Raw genomic sequence first — 16043 nt, forward strand, 5'->3', positions numbered from 1 at the left:
GTTTTATCTAGATTGAATAATCATTATTTGATAAATAGGTATTTCCGCTTAAAAATAAAGAGAACACCTTAAAAATAAAAGTGTTCTTTCTTATGGATTATGATGAGTGAATTGCTATTTTGCGTAAAAATAGCTGAGCTTATCCATTAGCTTTTCACGAACGTTATTGGAAATAAAACTAGCATTAAGAGCATCGATATTACATTGCTGAAAGTTTTTAAAGCATTACAAGATGCAAATTTTTTGACTTTTATTTGCCAACAATTAAGCAAAAAACTTTATCAATCATCGTTAAAACACTCTCAATCATCCTATTCTTCAGAATTTAAGTTACGCCGATATTTATTTTTTAAAACTCAGCAAGAAGGACTCTCTTTTCAATTAGAAAAAAGAGATCCATTAGCGGCAATACTGGGGATTTCAACCAGACAATTAAACCGCGCTTTAGCACATTTAGTGAGTATTAAAACGATTATATTAAAGAACAAATCAATAACGGTATTAGATTGTGAATGCTTATCCTACATTGATAGCTCCAAATGAATAGATTGTAAATGATAGGTATTTAATTAAATATCAATCAATTACCTCATTTCTATCTTGTTCATTTTTTTTGTTCCCTTAAAGCAAATGTTTTAAATGGTAATGAAATAAACTTAAGCTACAATTTAATAAACCTGCTGGAATAAATATAAAAAACTCACCTTCATATCTTTAATTTATTTTAAAAATAAATAGTTATCTGTATTACGAATAAAGCACGGTACGCTCACGCCTTTTATTTAACAAAGGGTTAATTCCTTTTAAATAGGAAATCAAAAATCATGAATAAAACTTTCGCGTCTGAAATATTTATCAATGGTGAGATCCATACTCTTGATAGAGAAAATCCTATTGCTCAAGCGATAGCTATCTATCAAGGTAAATTTCTTTTTATTGGCTCAAATGATGAAGCGATGCAGTTTCAAAATGCAGAAACAAAAATCATTGATCTAGAAAACCACGTTATTATTCCTGGGCTTAATGACTCACACCTGCACCTCATTCGTGGTGGATTAAACTACAATCTAGAATTACGGTGGGAAGGCGTGCCCTCTTTGTCTATTGCCCTTGATATGTTAAAGGCTCAAGCTCAAGTGACACCGTCACCACAATGGGTACGTGTTGTTGGTGGCTGGAGCGAGTTTCAATTTGCAGAGCGTCGTATGCCAACGCTAGACGAAATTAATGCGGTTTCTCCTGATACGCCAGTTTTTGTATTACACCTCTATGACAGTGCATTGTTAAATAAAGCGGCACTGCGTGCGATTGGTTATACCAAAGAGACACCAAACCCACCGGGTGGTGAAATTCAGCGTGATGAACATGGCAACCCTACCGGATTGTTGATAGCAAAACCTAACGCTATGTTGCTCTATTCTGCATTAGCAAAAGGCCCTAAATTACCTCTTGAATATCAAGTCAATTCAACTCGCCAATTTATGAGAGAATTGAATCGTCTTGGTGTAACTAGCGCCATTGATGCAGGGGGTGGTTTTCAAAATTATCCAGAAGATTATCAAGTTGTTGATGAGCTCGCTAAGAATAATCAATTAACTATTCGTATTGCTTATAACTTATTTACCCAAAGGCCAAAACAAGAATTTGAAGATTTCCAACAATGGACATCAATGGTATCACCCGGTGATGGTAGTGATTTTTATCGTCATAACGGCGCAGGTGAAATGTTGGTTTTTTCTGCGGCTGATTTTGAAGATTTTTTACAGCCAAGACCTGATCTTCCTGAAAATATGGAAGCTGAATTAGAAAAAGTGATCCGTCACTTAGTTGAACATCGCTGGCCATTTCGTTTACACGCCACTTATAACGGATCCATTAGCCGAATGTTAGATGTCTTTGAAAAAGTAAATAAAGATATTCCTTTCGATGGACTACATTGGTTTTTCGATCATGCTGAAACCATCAGTGAGAAAAATATTGAACGTGTTAAAGCGCTTGGCGGTGGATTAGCAATTCAACATCGTATGGCATTCCAAGGTGAATATTTTGCACAACGCTATGGCACAAAAGCACTAAAACAAACACCGCCTGTCGCCAAAATGCTAAATGCACAAGTTCCTGTTGGATTAGGTACAGATGCAACTCGTGTTGCTAGTTACAATCCGTGGACAGCGCTTTATTGGTTAGTTTCGGGGCGTACTGTGGGTGGTATGCAAATGTATGATGGTGATAATCGTTTAGACAGAGATACTGCCTTAATGCTTTGGACTATGGGGAGTTCATGGTTCTCTAATGAACAAGGTAAAAAAGGTCAAATTAAAGCAGGTCAACTTGCCGACTTTATCGCTCTTTCTGCTGATTATTTTCGAGTACCAGAAAACGAGATCAAAGCGATTGAATCACTTTTAACGGTAGTGGATGGCAAGATCGTGTATGCAAATGGTGCATTCTCATCGTTAACACCGCCATCTATTCCGGTATTGCCGGATTGGTCGCCTGTGATCAAAGTCCCAGGTCATTATTCTTACTTACAACAAGAGACAAAAGCAGCGGTTTTAAATCAGTTACATCAATGCTGTGGTGCATGTCATGTTCATGGACATCAACATGATATCGCTCGTCAATCATCTATTCCTGTTTCAGATGATAATGCATTTTGGGGCGCTTTAGGTTGCTCTTGCTTTGCATTTTAATATTTTATAATAACGATGGTCGGTAATTATTTACTGGTCATCTCAAATAAAGAGAGATGAGACTATGGCAACGCAACGTACTTCCGCGTGGTCGCCCTTACGTAATCGTATTTTTTTCGTATTATGGATGGCAACGCTATTTTCTAATATTGGGACTTGGATGAATGATGTGGGTGCCGGTTGGTTGATGACAAACCTAAGCCCTGATCCCGTTATGATTGCGGCTATTCAAGCCATGACAACATTACCTGTTTTCTTATTGGCACTCCCAGCTGGAGCCATTGCTGATATTTTTGATAAACGAAAATTGCTTATTTTCGTCAATATTTTGATGCTCTGTGCCGCTTCATTATTAGCGGTTCTTGTGTATTTCGACGTTATCAGTATTGGCTGGTTATTATTAATTACCTTTGTTTTGGGTTCTGGCGCGGCATTTTTAGGCCCTGCATGGCAAGCGATTGTACCAAGTATTGTCGAGCCCCATGAATTAAAGTCAGGTATTGCTTTAAACAGTATGGGAATTAATATCAGCCGTGCAATAGGCCCCGCACTTGCTGGTATTTTGATTTCTCAAGTTGGCCTTTATTTACCCTTTTTACTTAATGCCTTGAGCTTTATCGCCATTATTCTTGCTGTCTGGTGGTGGGAAGGTGAGAAAAAAGAAGAGGAAAAACTCCCCGCTGAATCTGTTGTTGCCGCGATGATCTCCGGTTTACGCTATGCGCGTTATAGCCCTGCGCTGATCAAAACGATTATAAGAGCGGCCAGCTTTTTTATTTTTGCGAGTGCTTATTGGGCAATGTTACCGCTAGTCGCCCGAGTTTCACTACACGGTGATGCGACATTATATGGATTACTAACAACTAGCATTGGTATTGGTGCTGTGATTGGCGCATTTAGTTTATCAACATTGCGTGAAAAATTGAGTACCAGCACATTGATTGCTATTGGCACCGTGGGTACAGCATTGGTGTTATTTATTTTCGCCAGTGCGACTTCAAAATATCTTGCTATTTTCGCGAGTATGCTCGCTGGATTTAGCTGGATAATCACCCTTTCCACATTAATGGTCTCTGCACAGACAGCCTTGCCTAATTGGGTTCGTGCGAGAGGTCTAGCACTTTATTTAACGGTGTTTTCAGGCTCGATGGCATTAGGCTCTCTTGTTTGGGGACAAATCGCTTCGCATACTTCAGTAACGATAGCTTTGCTGTGCGCAACGGTTGGGATTATTTTAGTTTGGTTATGTGTTTTGCGTGTCAAATTAGAACATGACAACATCAACTTACAGCATTCAGAACACTTTATTCTTGATGATGGACTTATTGAGATCACAACGGATAAAGGCCCTGTGTTAATTACTGTAAATTATCAAATTGAAGCAATTCACAGTGAGCAATTTCTCAGTTTAATGAATCGGCTAAAAACAGTTCGTTTAAGAGATGGCGGTTATTCATGGGGATTGTTTGTTTCATCTGATGCTATTACGGAAAATAACACTCAATCTTATATGGAAACGTTTATGGTGGCTTCTTGGGCTGAACATCTTCGTCAACATGATCGCGCGACAATGGATGATAAACAATTGCAACAACAATTAGATAAAATAATCAGTGCCAAAAAAGTAACACACGCTTTTTCTGCTTTTTCACCAAAAAAATAACCACATTAACCATTCATACATCTTATTTGTATTTATTTCGATCAATAAGGTGTGTGAGTGGTTTTATGTTTTCTATCCTTTCATTGCCTCTCATCCTACTTTCTTGTACTCTGCACCGCTTCTTACCTTGAAATTAATAATACGTATTTGAGAAAATCATGACAGGACATATTTCTAAAGATCCGCTACATGGCGTCACTCTTGAAATGCAAGTAAATGCGCTGGTGGCTAAATATGGTTGGGCTAAATTAGGTCAACTTATCAAGATTAACTGCTTTAGAAGTGATCCTAGCGTGAAATCAAGTTTGAAATTCTTGCGTAGAACCCCTTGGGCACGTGCTGAAGTAGAAGCGCTTTACCTAGATTCTCTTGAAGCCGATATTGATGATGTGATTGAAGTTATCGATAGTCCTGATTGTGATCCGTGGGCGAATAGTAGAAAGCGATAAGTGTTTTATTTTATTGTTATATTTTCTCACTCATCCCTAAATTCTTTCGGTGTCATACCAAATTCTTTTTTAAAGATAGAATAAAAATATTGCAATGACGGATAGCCACACATCACGGATATTTCTTGTATCGCAAGTGTTGTGGTGGCTAATAAATTTTGAGCACGTTTGAGTTTTTCTTCATAAATAACCGTATGAATTGTCTTGCCAATTTCCTTTTTAAACCGTTGCTCTAAATTAGAACGCGACATATTAACTGCATCTAAAACTTGTTCTGTTTTTATCCCTTTACAGGCATTGTAATAAATATAATGCATAGCTTGAACAACGGTGGGATCGTTAAATGAGTGAAAATCAGTTGAGCGCCGTTCAACAATTTTAACGGGGGGAACTAATATTCTTTGCTGTTTATCTGTTACATGCCCATCTAGGGTTTGATGTAATAATTTTGCGGCTAAATATCCCATTTGCCGTGAACCTTGCACAACAGAAGATAATGCAATACGGGATAAATAGCGTGTCATATCTTCATCATCGATTCCGATAATGCTTATTTCTTCAGGTACATTAATGTTTAAATTGTCGCATACTTGTAATAAATGACGCGCCCTTGCGTCGGTGACAGCAATAATTCCTGTTTGTGGTGGTAAAGTTTGTATCCAATCAGATAAACGATTTTGCGCGTGTTGCCAATTTTCTTGTGTAATATCCATGCCGTTATAAACAATACCTGAATACTTTTCACTGGTGACTAATTGGCGAAAAGCGTGCTCTCGTTCATTAGACCAATGAGGGTGATCTTTGGCGGGTAGACCATAAAAAGCAAAATGCTTAAGCCCTTTCTGTTTTAAATGTAAAAAGGCTTGTTGAACTAATTCATAATTATCGGTGGCGATATAAGGTACGGGAGGATAATTTTTTTCTTGATGATAAGATCCACCTACACCAATTACTGCTAACGATGATTGGCTTAAATGCTTAGCAATAATTGGATCGTCAAAATCTGCAATAATCCCGTCACAGACCCAGTGGTTAATATTATCCAGTCGAGTACGGAAATCCTCTTCAATAAAGACATCCCAATGGCACTGTGAGGCCTGAAGATATTCTCCAACCCCCTCAACCACTTGACGGTCATACACTTTATTAGCATTGAATAACAACACAATACGAAAGTATGTATCTTTTTTCATTTTCGTTTACCTATTCCCCCAAGGCTGGCATTAAACCATAGCTTTAATTTTGTAAGAACTTGCTTTCATCGCTATGTGATTACTATCACACAAGCCAAATTTCGTAATAGCAAAGTAAAAAATAGGAATAACCAATGTTAAGAACAACGAGTATTTTGTTTTTAAACACGATTGCCGAGGAGATTTTTCATGTATCAGAATAACTTTAATAAATTAATTTCTAGGCAAAATACCTATAGCGCAAAATGGTGTAATAGTAACGCCAATGTTATTCCATTATCTGTTGCAGATATGGAAATTGCTGCGCCTGATTTTATTACAAACAAACTTGCTGAATTTAATCACAAGGGAATTTATGGCTATACCGATCTTAGCCATGATTGGAATAACGTTGCCGCTAATTGGTTTAAAAGCCAATATCAATGGATAGTTGCCCCTGAGACGATTGTGTTTTGTCCTCGCGTTATACAAGCCGTTTCACTTTATATCCAGAATTTCACACAAATAGGCGATAAAGTCACAACGCTATCTCCAGCTTATCACCCTATTAGCAATGCTGTTTGTGTAAATAACCGCGAGCTATTAGAAAGCCCGTTAATTTATCGGGATGGGTATTATGAAGTTGATTTTGATGATCTTGAAAGTAAGTTTAAACAGTCCGTCTGTTTTATGTTGCTTTCACCTCATAACCCAACAGGTACGGTATGGCAAAAAGATGATTTATTAAAAATTGCACAGCTCGCACAAAAATATCAGGTCTTTATTATTTCTGATGATGTGCACGCAGATTTTGTTTTTGATGATGCTCTCTATCATCCTATTTCATCTTTAAACACCTATGTAGAACAGCACTCTTTTATTTGTACATCTCCAGCGAAAACCTTCAATTTAGCGGGGCTAGAGATAGCGAATATTGTGATTGCTAACCCCGAGTATCGTGAAAAATTCAAACAGTGCTTAATTGCTGCGGGTATTCATAATCCTGGTTATTTCTCAGTTCCCGCTTTTTTACAAGCCTATACCTTACAAGGTCAACAATGGGTTGGTGAATTAAAAACGTACCTTGCTGATAACCGACGTTGGGTAAAAGAACAATGTGAACGTCACTTTCCCGATTGGGTTGTCACACAAAGTCATGGCACCTACATGCTATGGATTAATTACCAAAAAATGCAATTAACTGAAGAACAACTAAAACATTGGTTTGTTTCATTAGCCGAAGTGGAAATGAGTTGGGGGCGTGGTTTTGGTGCGGTTGGGGATGGTTTTTTCCGCATTAATATCGCGACACCTCGTTCAATATTAGAAACCGTTTTCACTCGGCTTATTCGTACCTTACCTCACGCCAGTTTGGAATAAATTACAATGAAAACGCAAACGATAAACAGCCCAAGAACACCTACGCTTCTTGAATCGCTCTTTCCTATTCTCACTATGGTGGTGTTATTAGGAGGAGGCTACGCCGCTTTTGATTTACCACCAGAACCATTAATGGTGCTTTCGACCGTTGTGGCTGCACTGTTAGTAAAACGGTTGGGATATCGCTATGAGGAGATCTTAACTGCTATCTCACAAAAGATTGCTAAAACTATGCCAGCATTGCTGATTTTAATCAGTGTGGGCTTGTTAATAGGCACATGGATGATTGGTGGCACCATTCCTTTGATGATCTATTACGGTTTAAAAATGATCAGCCCAGAAATGCTATATGTTACAGCATTACTGGTCACGTCATTGGTGTCGGTCTGTACGGGAACATCATGGGGTTCAGCAGGAACCATAGGTGTTGCATTTATGGGTGTTGCCGTAGGTATGGATGCAAACCTTGCAGCAACAGCCGGTGCCGTAGTCGCGGGAGCCTATTTTGGTGACAAGCTTTCACCGTTATCAGGTGATACTAACCTTGCCGCAATGGCAGCAAGGATCGACCTTTATCAACATATTTGGCACTTACTTTATACCACACTGCCTTCGTTGATTTTAACGGCGATTGTGATGACTGTTTATGGCATGAATGGCGATTTAGCGGGTCAAGGTGTGCCAGAAAAAGTGACATTAATAACAAATGGTCTTGAGAATGTTTATAACTTCAACCTTATTCTTCTCATTCCAGTATTAGTGATTTTATATGGTTCAGTAACAAAAAAACCCACTATCCCAGTGATGTTAGCTTCTGCTGCAATTGCAATGCTAAATGCTTATCTTATTCAAGGTTTTGGTTTACATGATATCGTAAAAAGTGCGGTTGATGGCTTCAATGTCTCGATGATCCAAGGTAAAGAAGTTCCTGAATTGTTAGGTAATTTGCTAAATCGTGGTGGCATGAACTCCATGATGAGTACTCTGCTTATCTGTTTCTGCGCCCTCTCTTTTGCTGGTACTTTATCGTTAAGTGGCGCGTTAGAAGTCATTGTCCATGCCCTATTAAAAATGGTGCATTCAACAGGCTCTATGATCATGGCCACAATTGCTTGCGGACTAACCATGATTGGCGTGACCTGTAATGGACAAATCTCAATCCTTATTCCTATCGAAATGTTACGTGGTGCCTATATTGAACGAGGATTACATCCTAAAAACCTGGCACGTACTGTAGAAGACTCTGCCACTATCTTTGAACCTATTTTACCGTGGACTGCCGCAGGCGCTTATATGGCGGGTACGTTAGGTGTTGCAACCTTAAGTTACTTACCTTGGGCTGTATTGTGCTGGAGTGGCATCTTCTTTGCCATGCTGTGGGGTTTTACGGGCTTTGGCATTGCCAAATTAACACCAGAAGAGCAGGAAGAAATGACTGCCGAGCTTGGATCACATTCAGAATTACAACTTGATACTAAATAAGGACGGTTCCATGTCTTACTTTGATAAAATTGAACAAATTCAATATGAAGGCACAACAAGCGATAACCCATTAGCGTTTCGTTACTATGATCCTGATGAAATTATTTTGGGTAAACGAATGGAAGATCACCTAAGATTTGCAGCTTGTTATTGGCATAACTTCTGCTGGAATGGTTCTGATATGTTCGGTATCGGTACTTTTGATAGACCATGGCAAACACCAGGTGAAGCATTAGAGCAAGCAAAACGTAAAGCAGATGTGGCCTTTGAATTCTTTCATAAGCTTAATGTTCCTTTCTATTGTTTTCATGATGTTGATGTGATTTCTGAAGGGAATAACATCAATGAATATGTTTCTAATATGGTGGCGATCACCGACGTATTAGCGAAAAAACAAGAAGAAACAAACGTTAAATTATTATGGGGAACTGCGAACTGCTTCACTAACCCTCGCTATGGCGCAGGTGCAGCAACAAACCCTGATCCTGATGTTTTTGCATGGGCTGCAACACAAGTGTGTGAAGCGATGAAAGCGACAAAAACACTGGGTGGTGAAAACTATGTATTATGGGGGGGACGTGAAGGTTATGAAACCCTGCTAAATACCGATTTACGTCAAGAAAGAGAGCAAATTGGTCGCTTTATGCAGATGGTGGTAGAGCATAAACACAAAATTGGTTTCCAAGGTACATTACTGATTGAGCCAAAACCTCAAGAGCCAACAAAACATCAGTATGATTATGACACGGCAACCGTTTATGGCTTCTTAAAACAGTTTGGTCTTGAAAAAGAAGTGAAAGTAAACATTGAAGCAAACCACGCAACATTAGCAGGCCATAGCTTCCACCATGAAATTGCTACTGCAATTGCGTTAGGCATTTTAGGCTCTGTTGATGCTAACCGTGGTGATCCTCAATTAGGTTGGGATACAGACCAATTCCCAAATAGCGTAGAAGAAAATGCACTGGTCATATATGAAATTCTTAAATCAGGTGGCTTTACGACAGGTGGATTAAACTTTGATGCTAAGGTTCGTCGCCAAAGCAATGATAAATATGACCTATTCTACGGACATATTTCAGGAATGGATACAATGGCAATGGCATTACGTATTGCGGCAAAAATGATCCAAGATGGTGGCCTTGATAAATTCACGGCACAGCGCTATTCAGGTTGGAGTGCTGAATTTGGCCAAAATATCCTACAAGGTAAATTAAGCCTTGAAGATGTGGCGAAACATGCACAAAGCAATACCTTAGCGCCACAGTTACAAAGTGGACGCCAAGAAATGTTAGAAAGCTTAGTGAATCGCTATATTTTTGGATAATCGCATCATAATGCTAATAACACAGCGGATTTTCCGCTGTGTTTATTAATTAGATAAACATCATGAGGTAACTTCATGTATTTAGGGCTAGATTTAGGCACATCAAGCGTTAAAGCGATCATCATGAATGAAAGTGGTGACGTTGTCACAAGTTATTCGGTTGCTTTAGCAATATCACGCCCTCACCCTCAATGGTCAGAACAAGATCCACAGCAATGGTGGCAAGCAACGGAAGAAGCTATTCTCCAGCTTGGACACAGTTATCCGATGGAACAAATAGAGGCAATTGGATTAAGCGGACAAATGCATGGTGCTGTTTTGCTTGATGCTCAACAAGCGGTTCTACGCCCTGCGATATTATGGAACGATGGTCGTAGTTTTAAACAGTGCCAAGCACTTGAAACACAATTTCCCCAGTTTAAAAAAATCACTGGTAATTTAGTGATGCCAGGGTTTACGGCACCTAAATTACAGTGGGTTTCTGAAAATGAACCCGATATTTTTCAACGTATTGCACATATTTTATTACCAAAAGATTTTTTGCGCTGGAAGATGAGTGGTAATTTTGCCAGTGATATGTCAGATGCGGCAGGTACGCTTTGGTTGGATATGCAAAAGCGTGATTGGAGTGATGAACTTTTAGGTGCAACAGGATTAACTCGCCGACAGATGCCAACATTGTTTGAAGGTAATCAAATCACCGGTTACCTATTAGCTGATGTGGCTAAAAAATGGCATATGAAGCAAGTACCTATTATTGCTGGTGGCGGTGATAATGCCGCGGGGGCAATCGGTGTTGGGGTTTATCAACCCGGTCAAGCAATGCTCTCTTTAGGTACATCAGGGGTTTATTTTGTGGTAAGTGAGCGGTTTCTACAAAATAGCGATAATGCAGTGCACAGTTTTTGTCACGCATTACCCAATACATGGCATTTAATGTCAGTGATGTTAAGTGCGGCATCATGTCTTGATTGGGTGTGTCAATTGACAGGAGTTGAGAGTGTGAGTGCGATGTTTGAAGACATTAAAAACGCCACTTTTGCGGATAGCCCTCTACTCTTTTTACCTTATCTTTCAGGGGAACGAACACCTTATAACAACCCTGATGCCAAAGGCGTATTTTGGGGATTAACCCATGAACATCAACGAGCTGATTTATGTCAAGCTGTTCTTGAAGGTGTGAGTTTTGCATTACGACAAGGGATTGAAGTTGCTGATAATGCAGGGCAATTAGCTGATAGCATTACGTTAATTGGCGGTGGTGCCAGAAGTGAATATTGGCGACAGCTGCTTGCAGATATTACAGGGAAAAATCTCGATTATCGTCAAGGTGGTGATGTTGGCCCTGCGCTTGGTGCAGCAAGACTTGCACAATTAGCAGTAAATCCCGCTCATTCATCACAAGTTATTCTTTCTCAACCTAAGCTTGAAAAACGTCATATACCCAATTTAGAAAAACATAAAACATACGAGAAAAAATATCATGCTTTTAAAAAGCTATATTCATTAATTAATACAATGGAAATATAGCAATATTGCGTCAATATCAGGGAAATACCTAAAGCCACTCAATAAAGAGTGGTTTTATCTCTTCTTATTTAGAGATATGGCTACAGAAAAAATAAAATAGTTAATTGAAAAAAACAATCTTTAAAGTAATTCCTTGCTAGTAATTGAGCTTACTAGCAAGGCAAAAAATTAACGATAGCCACTACGATGGTTTTTGGCTGACCAACTATAAGTTTCATCACTAGGGGCTAATTTCTGTTTTTTCTTGAGGGCTTGTGCTTTTTTGGTAGCTTTTTCAACTTCGAGGGAGATTTCGGTAATAATGGAATCTTTGGTTCTGTTCATTTCAGCATTAGTTAATTCACGTCCGAACTTCTTTTTTTCTTGAGCTATTCGGGTTCTTACTCGCATTTGTTGGGCATCTGTCATTTCTTGGAGTGTCAGTTTCTTCATTCTATTACCCTACCTATGTTGAGTGAGGAGATATTAATATAACATTATTAAGGTACCTCTCCATCATTATATTTAAAATTGGGGTAATTAATCTCTTATTTCATTAAAAATGCATTACGCCTGAATAAGTGCGTAATGCATAAACAAAAAAATTAAACTAATTGAAGAAATGCAGCTTTAAATCCATCAATATCTTGTTGTGTTGTTGCCCAAGAAGTACAAAGGCGTAAACAACTCAAGTTAGGATCTTCAAGTAATACACGATGAAAAACAAATTGTTGAGTTAATTTTTCCGCAATCGCATTTGGTAGAATAACAAAAACTTGGTTAGATTCTGGCGGTGCTAAAAATTCAAAACCTTGTACAGTGAAAAATTCAGTTAATTGTGATGCCATTTCATTAAGGTGTTTACCTAATTTAAAATAGAGATCATCTTTAAATAAAGCTTCAAATTGCGCCCCTAATAACCACCCTTTTGCCTGTAATCCCCCTTTCTGTTTTAAGCTAAAACGAAAGTCTGATTTTAATGCGGGATGACAAATTACTAAGGTTTCAGCTGACATAGCACCAATTTTTGTGCCACCAATATAGAACGCATCGGTTAAACTTGCGATATCTTCAATGGTTAAGTCACTTTGTGCAGACATAAGCCCTGTCGCTAAACGAGCACCATCAAGGTATAACCACAAATTATGTTCGTTACAAAAATCGCGGAGTGCTTGTAGTTCTGCTTTGCGATAAACCGTACCAATTTCGGTGGCATTGGTAATATAAACCAGCTTAGGTTGAACCCAATGTTCATCGTTATGTTCAGCAAGAATAGGTTTTAACAGTGCCGGGGATAATTTACCATCAGCCGAAAATGTGGTGATAACTTTATGCCCTGTTGCTTCAATAGCACCGGTTTCATGTGTTGCAATATGTCCAGTACTCACAGAAATAACAGCTTGGTGTGGACGTAAAAAATGAGAAATCGCGGTTAAATTGGTGATGGTTCCACCATTAAAAAAGTGAATATCCACATCAGGCTGTTGAATACGCTGTTTAATGAGTTCAGCGGCTTGGTGACAAAGTGTATCCATGCCATATCCATCATAGCGTTGACCCACTGTATCAGTGATTGCTTTCATGACCGCGGGATGTGCAATTTCATTATAATCATTTTGGAAGCGGTACATGTGTTCTCCTATCGAATGTTGTGTTTTTTATTGTGTTTTATAAATAAAAACGCTCCACATCTAATCAATACACCGATTAAATGTAAAGCGCTTTAATATCTTGAAAAAGTAAGTTATTTAAAGCAGACCTCACCCCAACGGGCTAATCCTGCGGTAACCGATCCAAAATCATTCCCTTTCACAATAGGGATATTAGGTAATTGTTGTTCTATTGCTTGGCATAAAATCGGTGAACGCGCTGAACCACCTGTCATAAAGATAGCGTCCGGTTTTATTCCCCCTTGTTGAACTGCATCATTAACTAATTCAATCATTTTACTTTTAGGGGATTCTATCGACTCCACCATTTGTTCACGTTCAATGGTGCATTCTAATGTTTCACTTAACAAGGCGATATTAGCAATATATTCAGGAGAATCTGATAAGGCAATTTTAGCCTCTTCAGCACGTCGAACAATGCTATAACCCAGTGTTTCATTATACACTTCGATTAGACGAGCTATTTTTTCAGGTTCTTTCGCATCTCGTCTAAGCTGATTTAATGCAGCTAAATTTTGACGAGAATAAAAATCTTTTTGCGCCTCGACATTATTAATCGCAATAGGATCCCAGAATTGTTTCAGCGGTAATTTAATACCAGAAGAAGTTAATCCTGTCATACCGAATAAAGGCATAAGTTGTTTAAAAGCAAGATAAATATCAAGATCATTACCACCAACACGTTGTCCACTATGGGCAAGTAAGGTGTTTGAACGATCAGTTTTACCTTGATAACTTGGCCCCATCTGAATTAATGAACAATCTGTTGTACCACCGCCAATATCAACAACTAGTACTGTTTGGTCTTTATTTAAGGTAGATTCATATTCAAGCCCAGCTGCCACAGGTTCAAATTCAAACATAATATTCTTAAAGCCAGCTCTTTTAGCCGCGCGGATAAGAATACTTTCAGCTTGTTTATTTGAAGTTTCACCACCTAACCCATTAAAGTTAATTGGTTTACCAATAACGGTATCTGTAATTGCTTCTTGTGTGCTTTTTTCTGCTTGGTGTTTAATATTCGCCATCATGGCGCACACTAAATCTTCAAAGAAGCTAATTTGTATATCATGTAGGCCCGAAGCCCCTAAAAAAGATTTAGGTGATTTAACGTAATAGACATCGCGCGGATCACGTAGATACAAACTTAGTGCAGATTGTCCGAAAAGAATATCTTCAGGTACTAATTCAATATCTTCTTCTCGATTAAACGCAATCGACTTTCTTAGTAATTGTTCGCCAATTTCACTGGAAGGTTTTATATTTAAATGGCGAAATAAGTGCTCAGAAACAGATTCACGGGTTGGCGCACAAAGGGTCGATGGAATATAGACATCATTACCTTCTAAAGGTAAAAGAGTCGGTTTTCCTTCTTTCATGATTGCAACAGAACAATTCGATGTTCCGTAATCAAAGCCTATAAACATTCAGCCTCCCCAATAGACTTCATTAAAAAAAGACTGAGCACTCTACATCAAGATTTTTGCAATTACCACCAGATTATAAAGTCAAAAAGAGCGTCAATGAGACAAGTGATTTACTGTATGAGTGGCTTATAATATTTTTAATAAAATTAAGATGGTTATAAAACAATTAGAGATTTTTACGAGAAGGTATAAAAAATATGAAGATAATTTATTTATGCATTATAGGTATATCTGATTATGAAGGTCCTGATTTTATTTTAGGGGCTTTTGACAATAGAGATATTGCTGAAAAAGCAAAAATGACTTTCATTAAAGATAATCAAAACGAAGAAAATCAAGTTAAAGTACTCACTGAAAAAGACAGATGGATTGAAGTTGAAGAAGTGAAATTAAGCAGTTTTAGTTGTGATATCCCTCTTTCAGATTTTTATTATGTTATTTCACGTTTTAGTGAAGGTTTTGGTCAGATCTATCGAGATATTGAAGCTATTTTTGATAACTATGAAAACGCACTCTCTAAATTAGAACAACTCGAAAAAGAGTATGATGAATCAGATGCTTCATTCCCTGAATATTTTGCGATTGAAAAACTACAATCGAATCAAGTTAATGCTAAAACGGTAACGCAGTGGTTAGCCAGTGACTTTTTCGGTGATGATAACAGTTTATTATGATCTTTTTCTTTCAATGTTGCGTTGGTAGTCGCTATTAACACCGAATTGCTAAAGAACAAAAACAAAGGGAGATTTACCCCTTTTCTATTTTTGACTAATAAAGTTATTACTGAAATCGGATATAAAGTAATTTTTATCACAAATCATCGTTATTGTTAGGCTGGGTTTTAATCCACCTAAATAGCAGTCAATCGAGTCGGTAAATAAATGAAATAAACATCCTATTGCAATAGCTTTTAATTTCCATGAGGGTAAAAACCATATACCCAAATAAACTAAAGCGGCCCAAACCGTGTGTAATGGATGAAAACCCACGCTACAACGATTGGGATCAAAAATAGGGGTTGCTAACAAATGGTCGATATCAATAGCCATTGTTCCAATCATAAGCAGTGAGGCTATCTTCCAATTCTTACGCCAGAAAAGATAGCCTAATAGAATAGGCGCTAAAAAATGTAAGCTGTAATGTAAAAGTGTTCTAAAAATCTCAAATATCACTTAAGCCTCTAAACTAATCATAGATAATGTTATACAGAGTAAACAGGCAAAAAGAACCGTTCAGTCTATTTGCCTATTTAATTTTGATGTATATCTCAA

The 16043-nt window shown here is 38.1% G+C and carries 14 protein-coding genes; 9 read left to right on the forward strand and 5 right to left on the reverse strand.

Annotation, left to right across the window (positions count from 1 at the left end; translation table 11 throughout):
* The first annotated feature begins 204 nt into the window (after window positions 1-204).
* The 4 genes from ABN080_RS02955 to ABN080_RS02970 all read left to right on the forward strand — a co-directional run bounded on the left by ABN080_RS02955 (window position 205) and on the right by ABN080_RS02970 (window position 4805).
* Entirely contained in the window at window positions 205-543 is a 339-nt protein-coding gene (locus ABN080_RS02955) for a cyclic nucleotide-binding domain-containing protein (protein WP_349440305.1), read from the forward strand.
* Between the two features lie 281 nt (window positions 544-824).
* Window positions 825-2693 carry an amidohydrolase family protein gene (locus tag ABN080_RS02960; RefSeq protein ID WP_196553067.1) on the forward strand — a complete coding sequence of 623 codons (1869 nt, stop codon included), beginning with the start codon at window positions 825-827 and terminating at the stop codon, window positions 2691-2693.
* 64 nt (window positions 2694-2757) lie between these two features.
* The gene (locus ABN080_RS02965) at window positions 2758-4356 is read left to right on the forward strand and encodes an MFS transporter (protein ID WP_072068052.1); all 1599 of its coding nucleotides are present in this window, start codon (window positions 2758-2760) and stop codon (window positions 4354-4356) included.
* 158 nt (window positions 4357-4514) lie between these two features.
* On the forward strand, window positions 4515-4805 hold the full coding sequence (locus tag ABN080_RS02970) for a VF530 family protein (protein ID WP_072068053.1): 291 nt from the start codon (window positions 4515-4517) through the stop codon (window positions 4803-4805).
* Between the two features lie 26 nt (window positions 4806-4831).
* On the opposite strand, the gene ABN080_RS02975 is transcribed toward ABN080_RS02970, so the two are convergent.
* Window positions 4832-5998, reverse strand: a complete 1167-nt coding sequence (locus tag ABN080_RS02975) for a XylR family transcriptional regulator (protein WP_349440306.1) — start codon at window positions 5996-5998, stop codon at window positions 4832-4834.
* A 189-nt stretch (window positions 5999-6187) separates the two neighbouring features.
* On the opposite strand from ABN080_RS02975, the gene ABN080_RS02980 reads away from it, so the two are divergent.
* The 4 genes from ABN080_RS02980 to xylB all read left to right on the forward strand — a co-directional run bounded on the left by ABN080_RS02980 (window position 6188) and on the right by xylB (window position 11696).
* On the forward strand, window positions 6188-7357 hold the full coding sequence (locus ABN080_RS02980; RefSeq protein WP_349440307.1) for a MalY/PatB family protein: 1170 nt from the start codon (window positions 6188-6190) through the stop codon (window positions 7355-7357).
* Between the two features lie 6 nt (window positions 7358-7363).
* Window positions 7364-8839, forward strand: a complete 1476-nt coding sequence (gene nhaC / locus ABN080_RS02985; RefSeq protein ID WP_196553062.1) for a Na+/H+ antiporter NhaC — start codon at window positions 7364-7366, stop codon at window positions 8837-8839.
* Window positions 8840-8849: 10 nt separating this feature from the next.
* A complete protein-coding gene (gene xylA / locus ABN080_RS02990; protein WP_349440308.1) occupies window positions 8850-10166 on the forward strand; it encodes a xylose isomerase in 1317 nt (438 codons plus the stop codon).
* A 75-nt stretch (window positions 10167-10241) separates the two neighbouring features.
* Complete coding sequence (gene xylB, locus ABN080_RS02995; RefSeq protein WP_349440309.1) at window positions 10242-11696, forward strand: xylulokinase; 1455 nt, start codon at window positions 10242-10244, stop codon at window positions 11694-11696.
* A gap of 168 nt (window positions 11697-11864) precedes the next feature.
* Here the strand turns inward: xylB and ABN080_RS03000 are convergent, their stop codons facing one another.
* The 3 genes from ABN080_RS03000 to yegD form a co-directional block, all read right to left on the reverse strand.
* The gene (locus ABN080_RS03000; protein ID WP_069369172.1) at window positions 11865-12128 is read right to left on the reverse strand and encodes a YjbD family protein; all 264 of its coding nucleotides are present in this window, start codon (window positions 12126-12128) and stop codon (window positions 11865-11867) included.
* A 152-nt stretch (window positions 12129-12280) separates the two neighbouring features.
* Complete coding sequence (locus ABN080_RS03005) at window positions 12281-13306, reverse strand: threonine aldolase family protein (RefSeq protein WP_349440310.1); 1026 nt, start codon at window positions 13304-13306, stop codon at window positions 12281-12283.
* A gap of 113 nt (window positions 13307-13419) precedes the next feature.
* Window positions 13420-14772, reverse strand: a complete 1353-nt coding sequence (gene yegD, locus ABN080_RS03010) for a molecular chaperone (protein ID WP_109408252.1) — start codon at window positions 14770-14772, stop codon at window positions 13420-13422.
* Window positions 14773-14969: 197 nt separating this feature from the next.
* On the opposite strand from yegD, the gene ABN080_RS03015 reads away from it, so the two are divergent.
* Window positions 14970-15446, forward strand: a complete 477-nt coding sequence (locus ABN080_RS03015; protein ID WP_349440311.1) for a hypothetical protein — start codon at window positions 14970-14972, stop codon at window positions 15444-15446.
* 84 nt (window positions 15447-15530) lie between these two features.
* On the opposite strand, the gene ABN080_RS03020 is transcribed toward ABN080_RS03015, so the two are convergent.
* On the reverse strand, window positions 15531-15944 hold the full coding sequence (locus ABN080_RS03020; RefSeq protein WP_349440312.1) for a DUF6122 family protein: 414 nt from the start codon (window positions 15942-15944) through the stop codon (window positions 15531-15533).
* Between the last annotated feature and the right edge of the window lie 99 nt (window positions 15945-16043).

It is taken from the genome of Proteus sp. fly-1089 (genome assembly GCF_040138965.1).
In the GTDB taxonomy this organism is placed as follows: domain Bacteria; phylum Pseudomonadota; class Gammaproteobacteria; order Enterobacterales; family Enterobacteriaceae; genus Proteus; species Proteus vulgaris_B.

Excerpts from the sequence above, each read along its gene's own strand:
- ABN080_RS02960 (WP_196553067.1), top strand. The coding sequence starts at position 825 with ATGAATAAAACTTTCGCGTCTGAAATATTTATCAATGGTGAGATCCAT.
- ABN080_RS02965 (WP_072068052.1), top strand. The coding sequence starts at position 2,758 with ATGGCAACGCAACGTACTTCCGCGTGGTCGCCCTTACGTAATCGTATT.
- ABN080_RS02970 (WP_072068053.1), top strand. The coding sequence starts at position 4,515 with ATGACAGGACATATTTCTAAAGATCCGCTACATGGCGTCACTCTTGAA.
- ABN080_RS02975 (WP_349440306.1), bottom strand. The coding sequence starts at position 5,998 with ATGAAAAAAGATACATACTTTCGTATTGTGTTGTTATTCAATGCTAAT.
- ABN080_RS02980 (WP_349440307.1), top strand. The coding sequence starts at position 6,188 with ATGTATCAGAATAACTTTAATAAATTAATTTCTAGGCAAAATACCTAT.
- nhaC (WP_196553062.1), top strand. The coding sequence starts at position 7,364 with ATGAAAACGCAAACGATAAACAGCCCAAGAACACCTACGCTTCTTGAA.
- xylA (WP_349440308.1), top strand. The coding sequence starts at position 8,850 with ATGTCTTACTTTGATAAAATTGAACAAATTCAATATGAAGGCACAACA.
- xylB (WP_349440309.1), top strand. The coding sequence starts at position 10,242 with ATGTATTTAGGGCTAGATTTAGGCACATCAAGCGTTAAAGCGATCATC.
- ABN080_RS03000 (WP_069369172.1), bottom strand. The coding sequence starts at position 12,128 with ATGAAGAAACTGACACTCCAAGAAATGACAGATGCCCAACAAATGCGA.
- ABN080_RS03005 (WP_349440310.1), bottom strand. The coding sequence starts at position 13,306 with ATGTACCGCTTCCAAAATGATTATAATGAAATTGCACATCCCGCGGTC.
- yegD (WP_109408252.1), bottom strand. The coding sequence starts at position 14,772 with ATGTTTATAGGCTTTGATTACGGAACATCGAATTGTTCTGTTGCAATC.
- ABN080_RS03015 (WP_349440311.1), top strand. The coding sequence starts at position 14,970 with ATGAAGATAATTTATTTATGCATTATAGGTATATCTGATTATGAAGGT.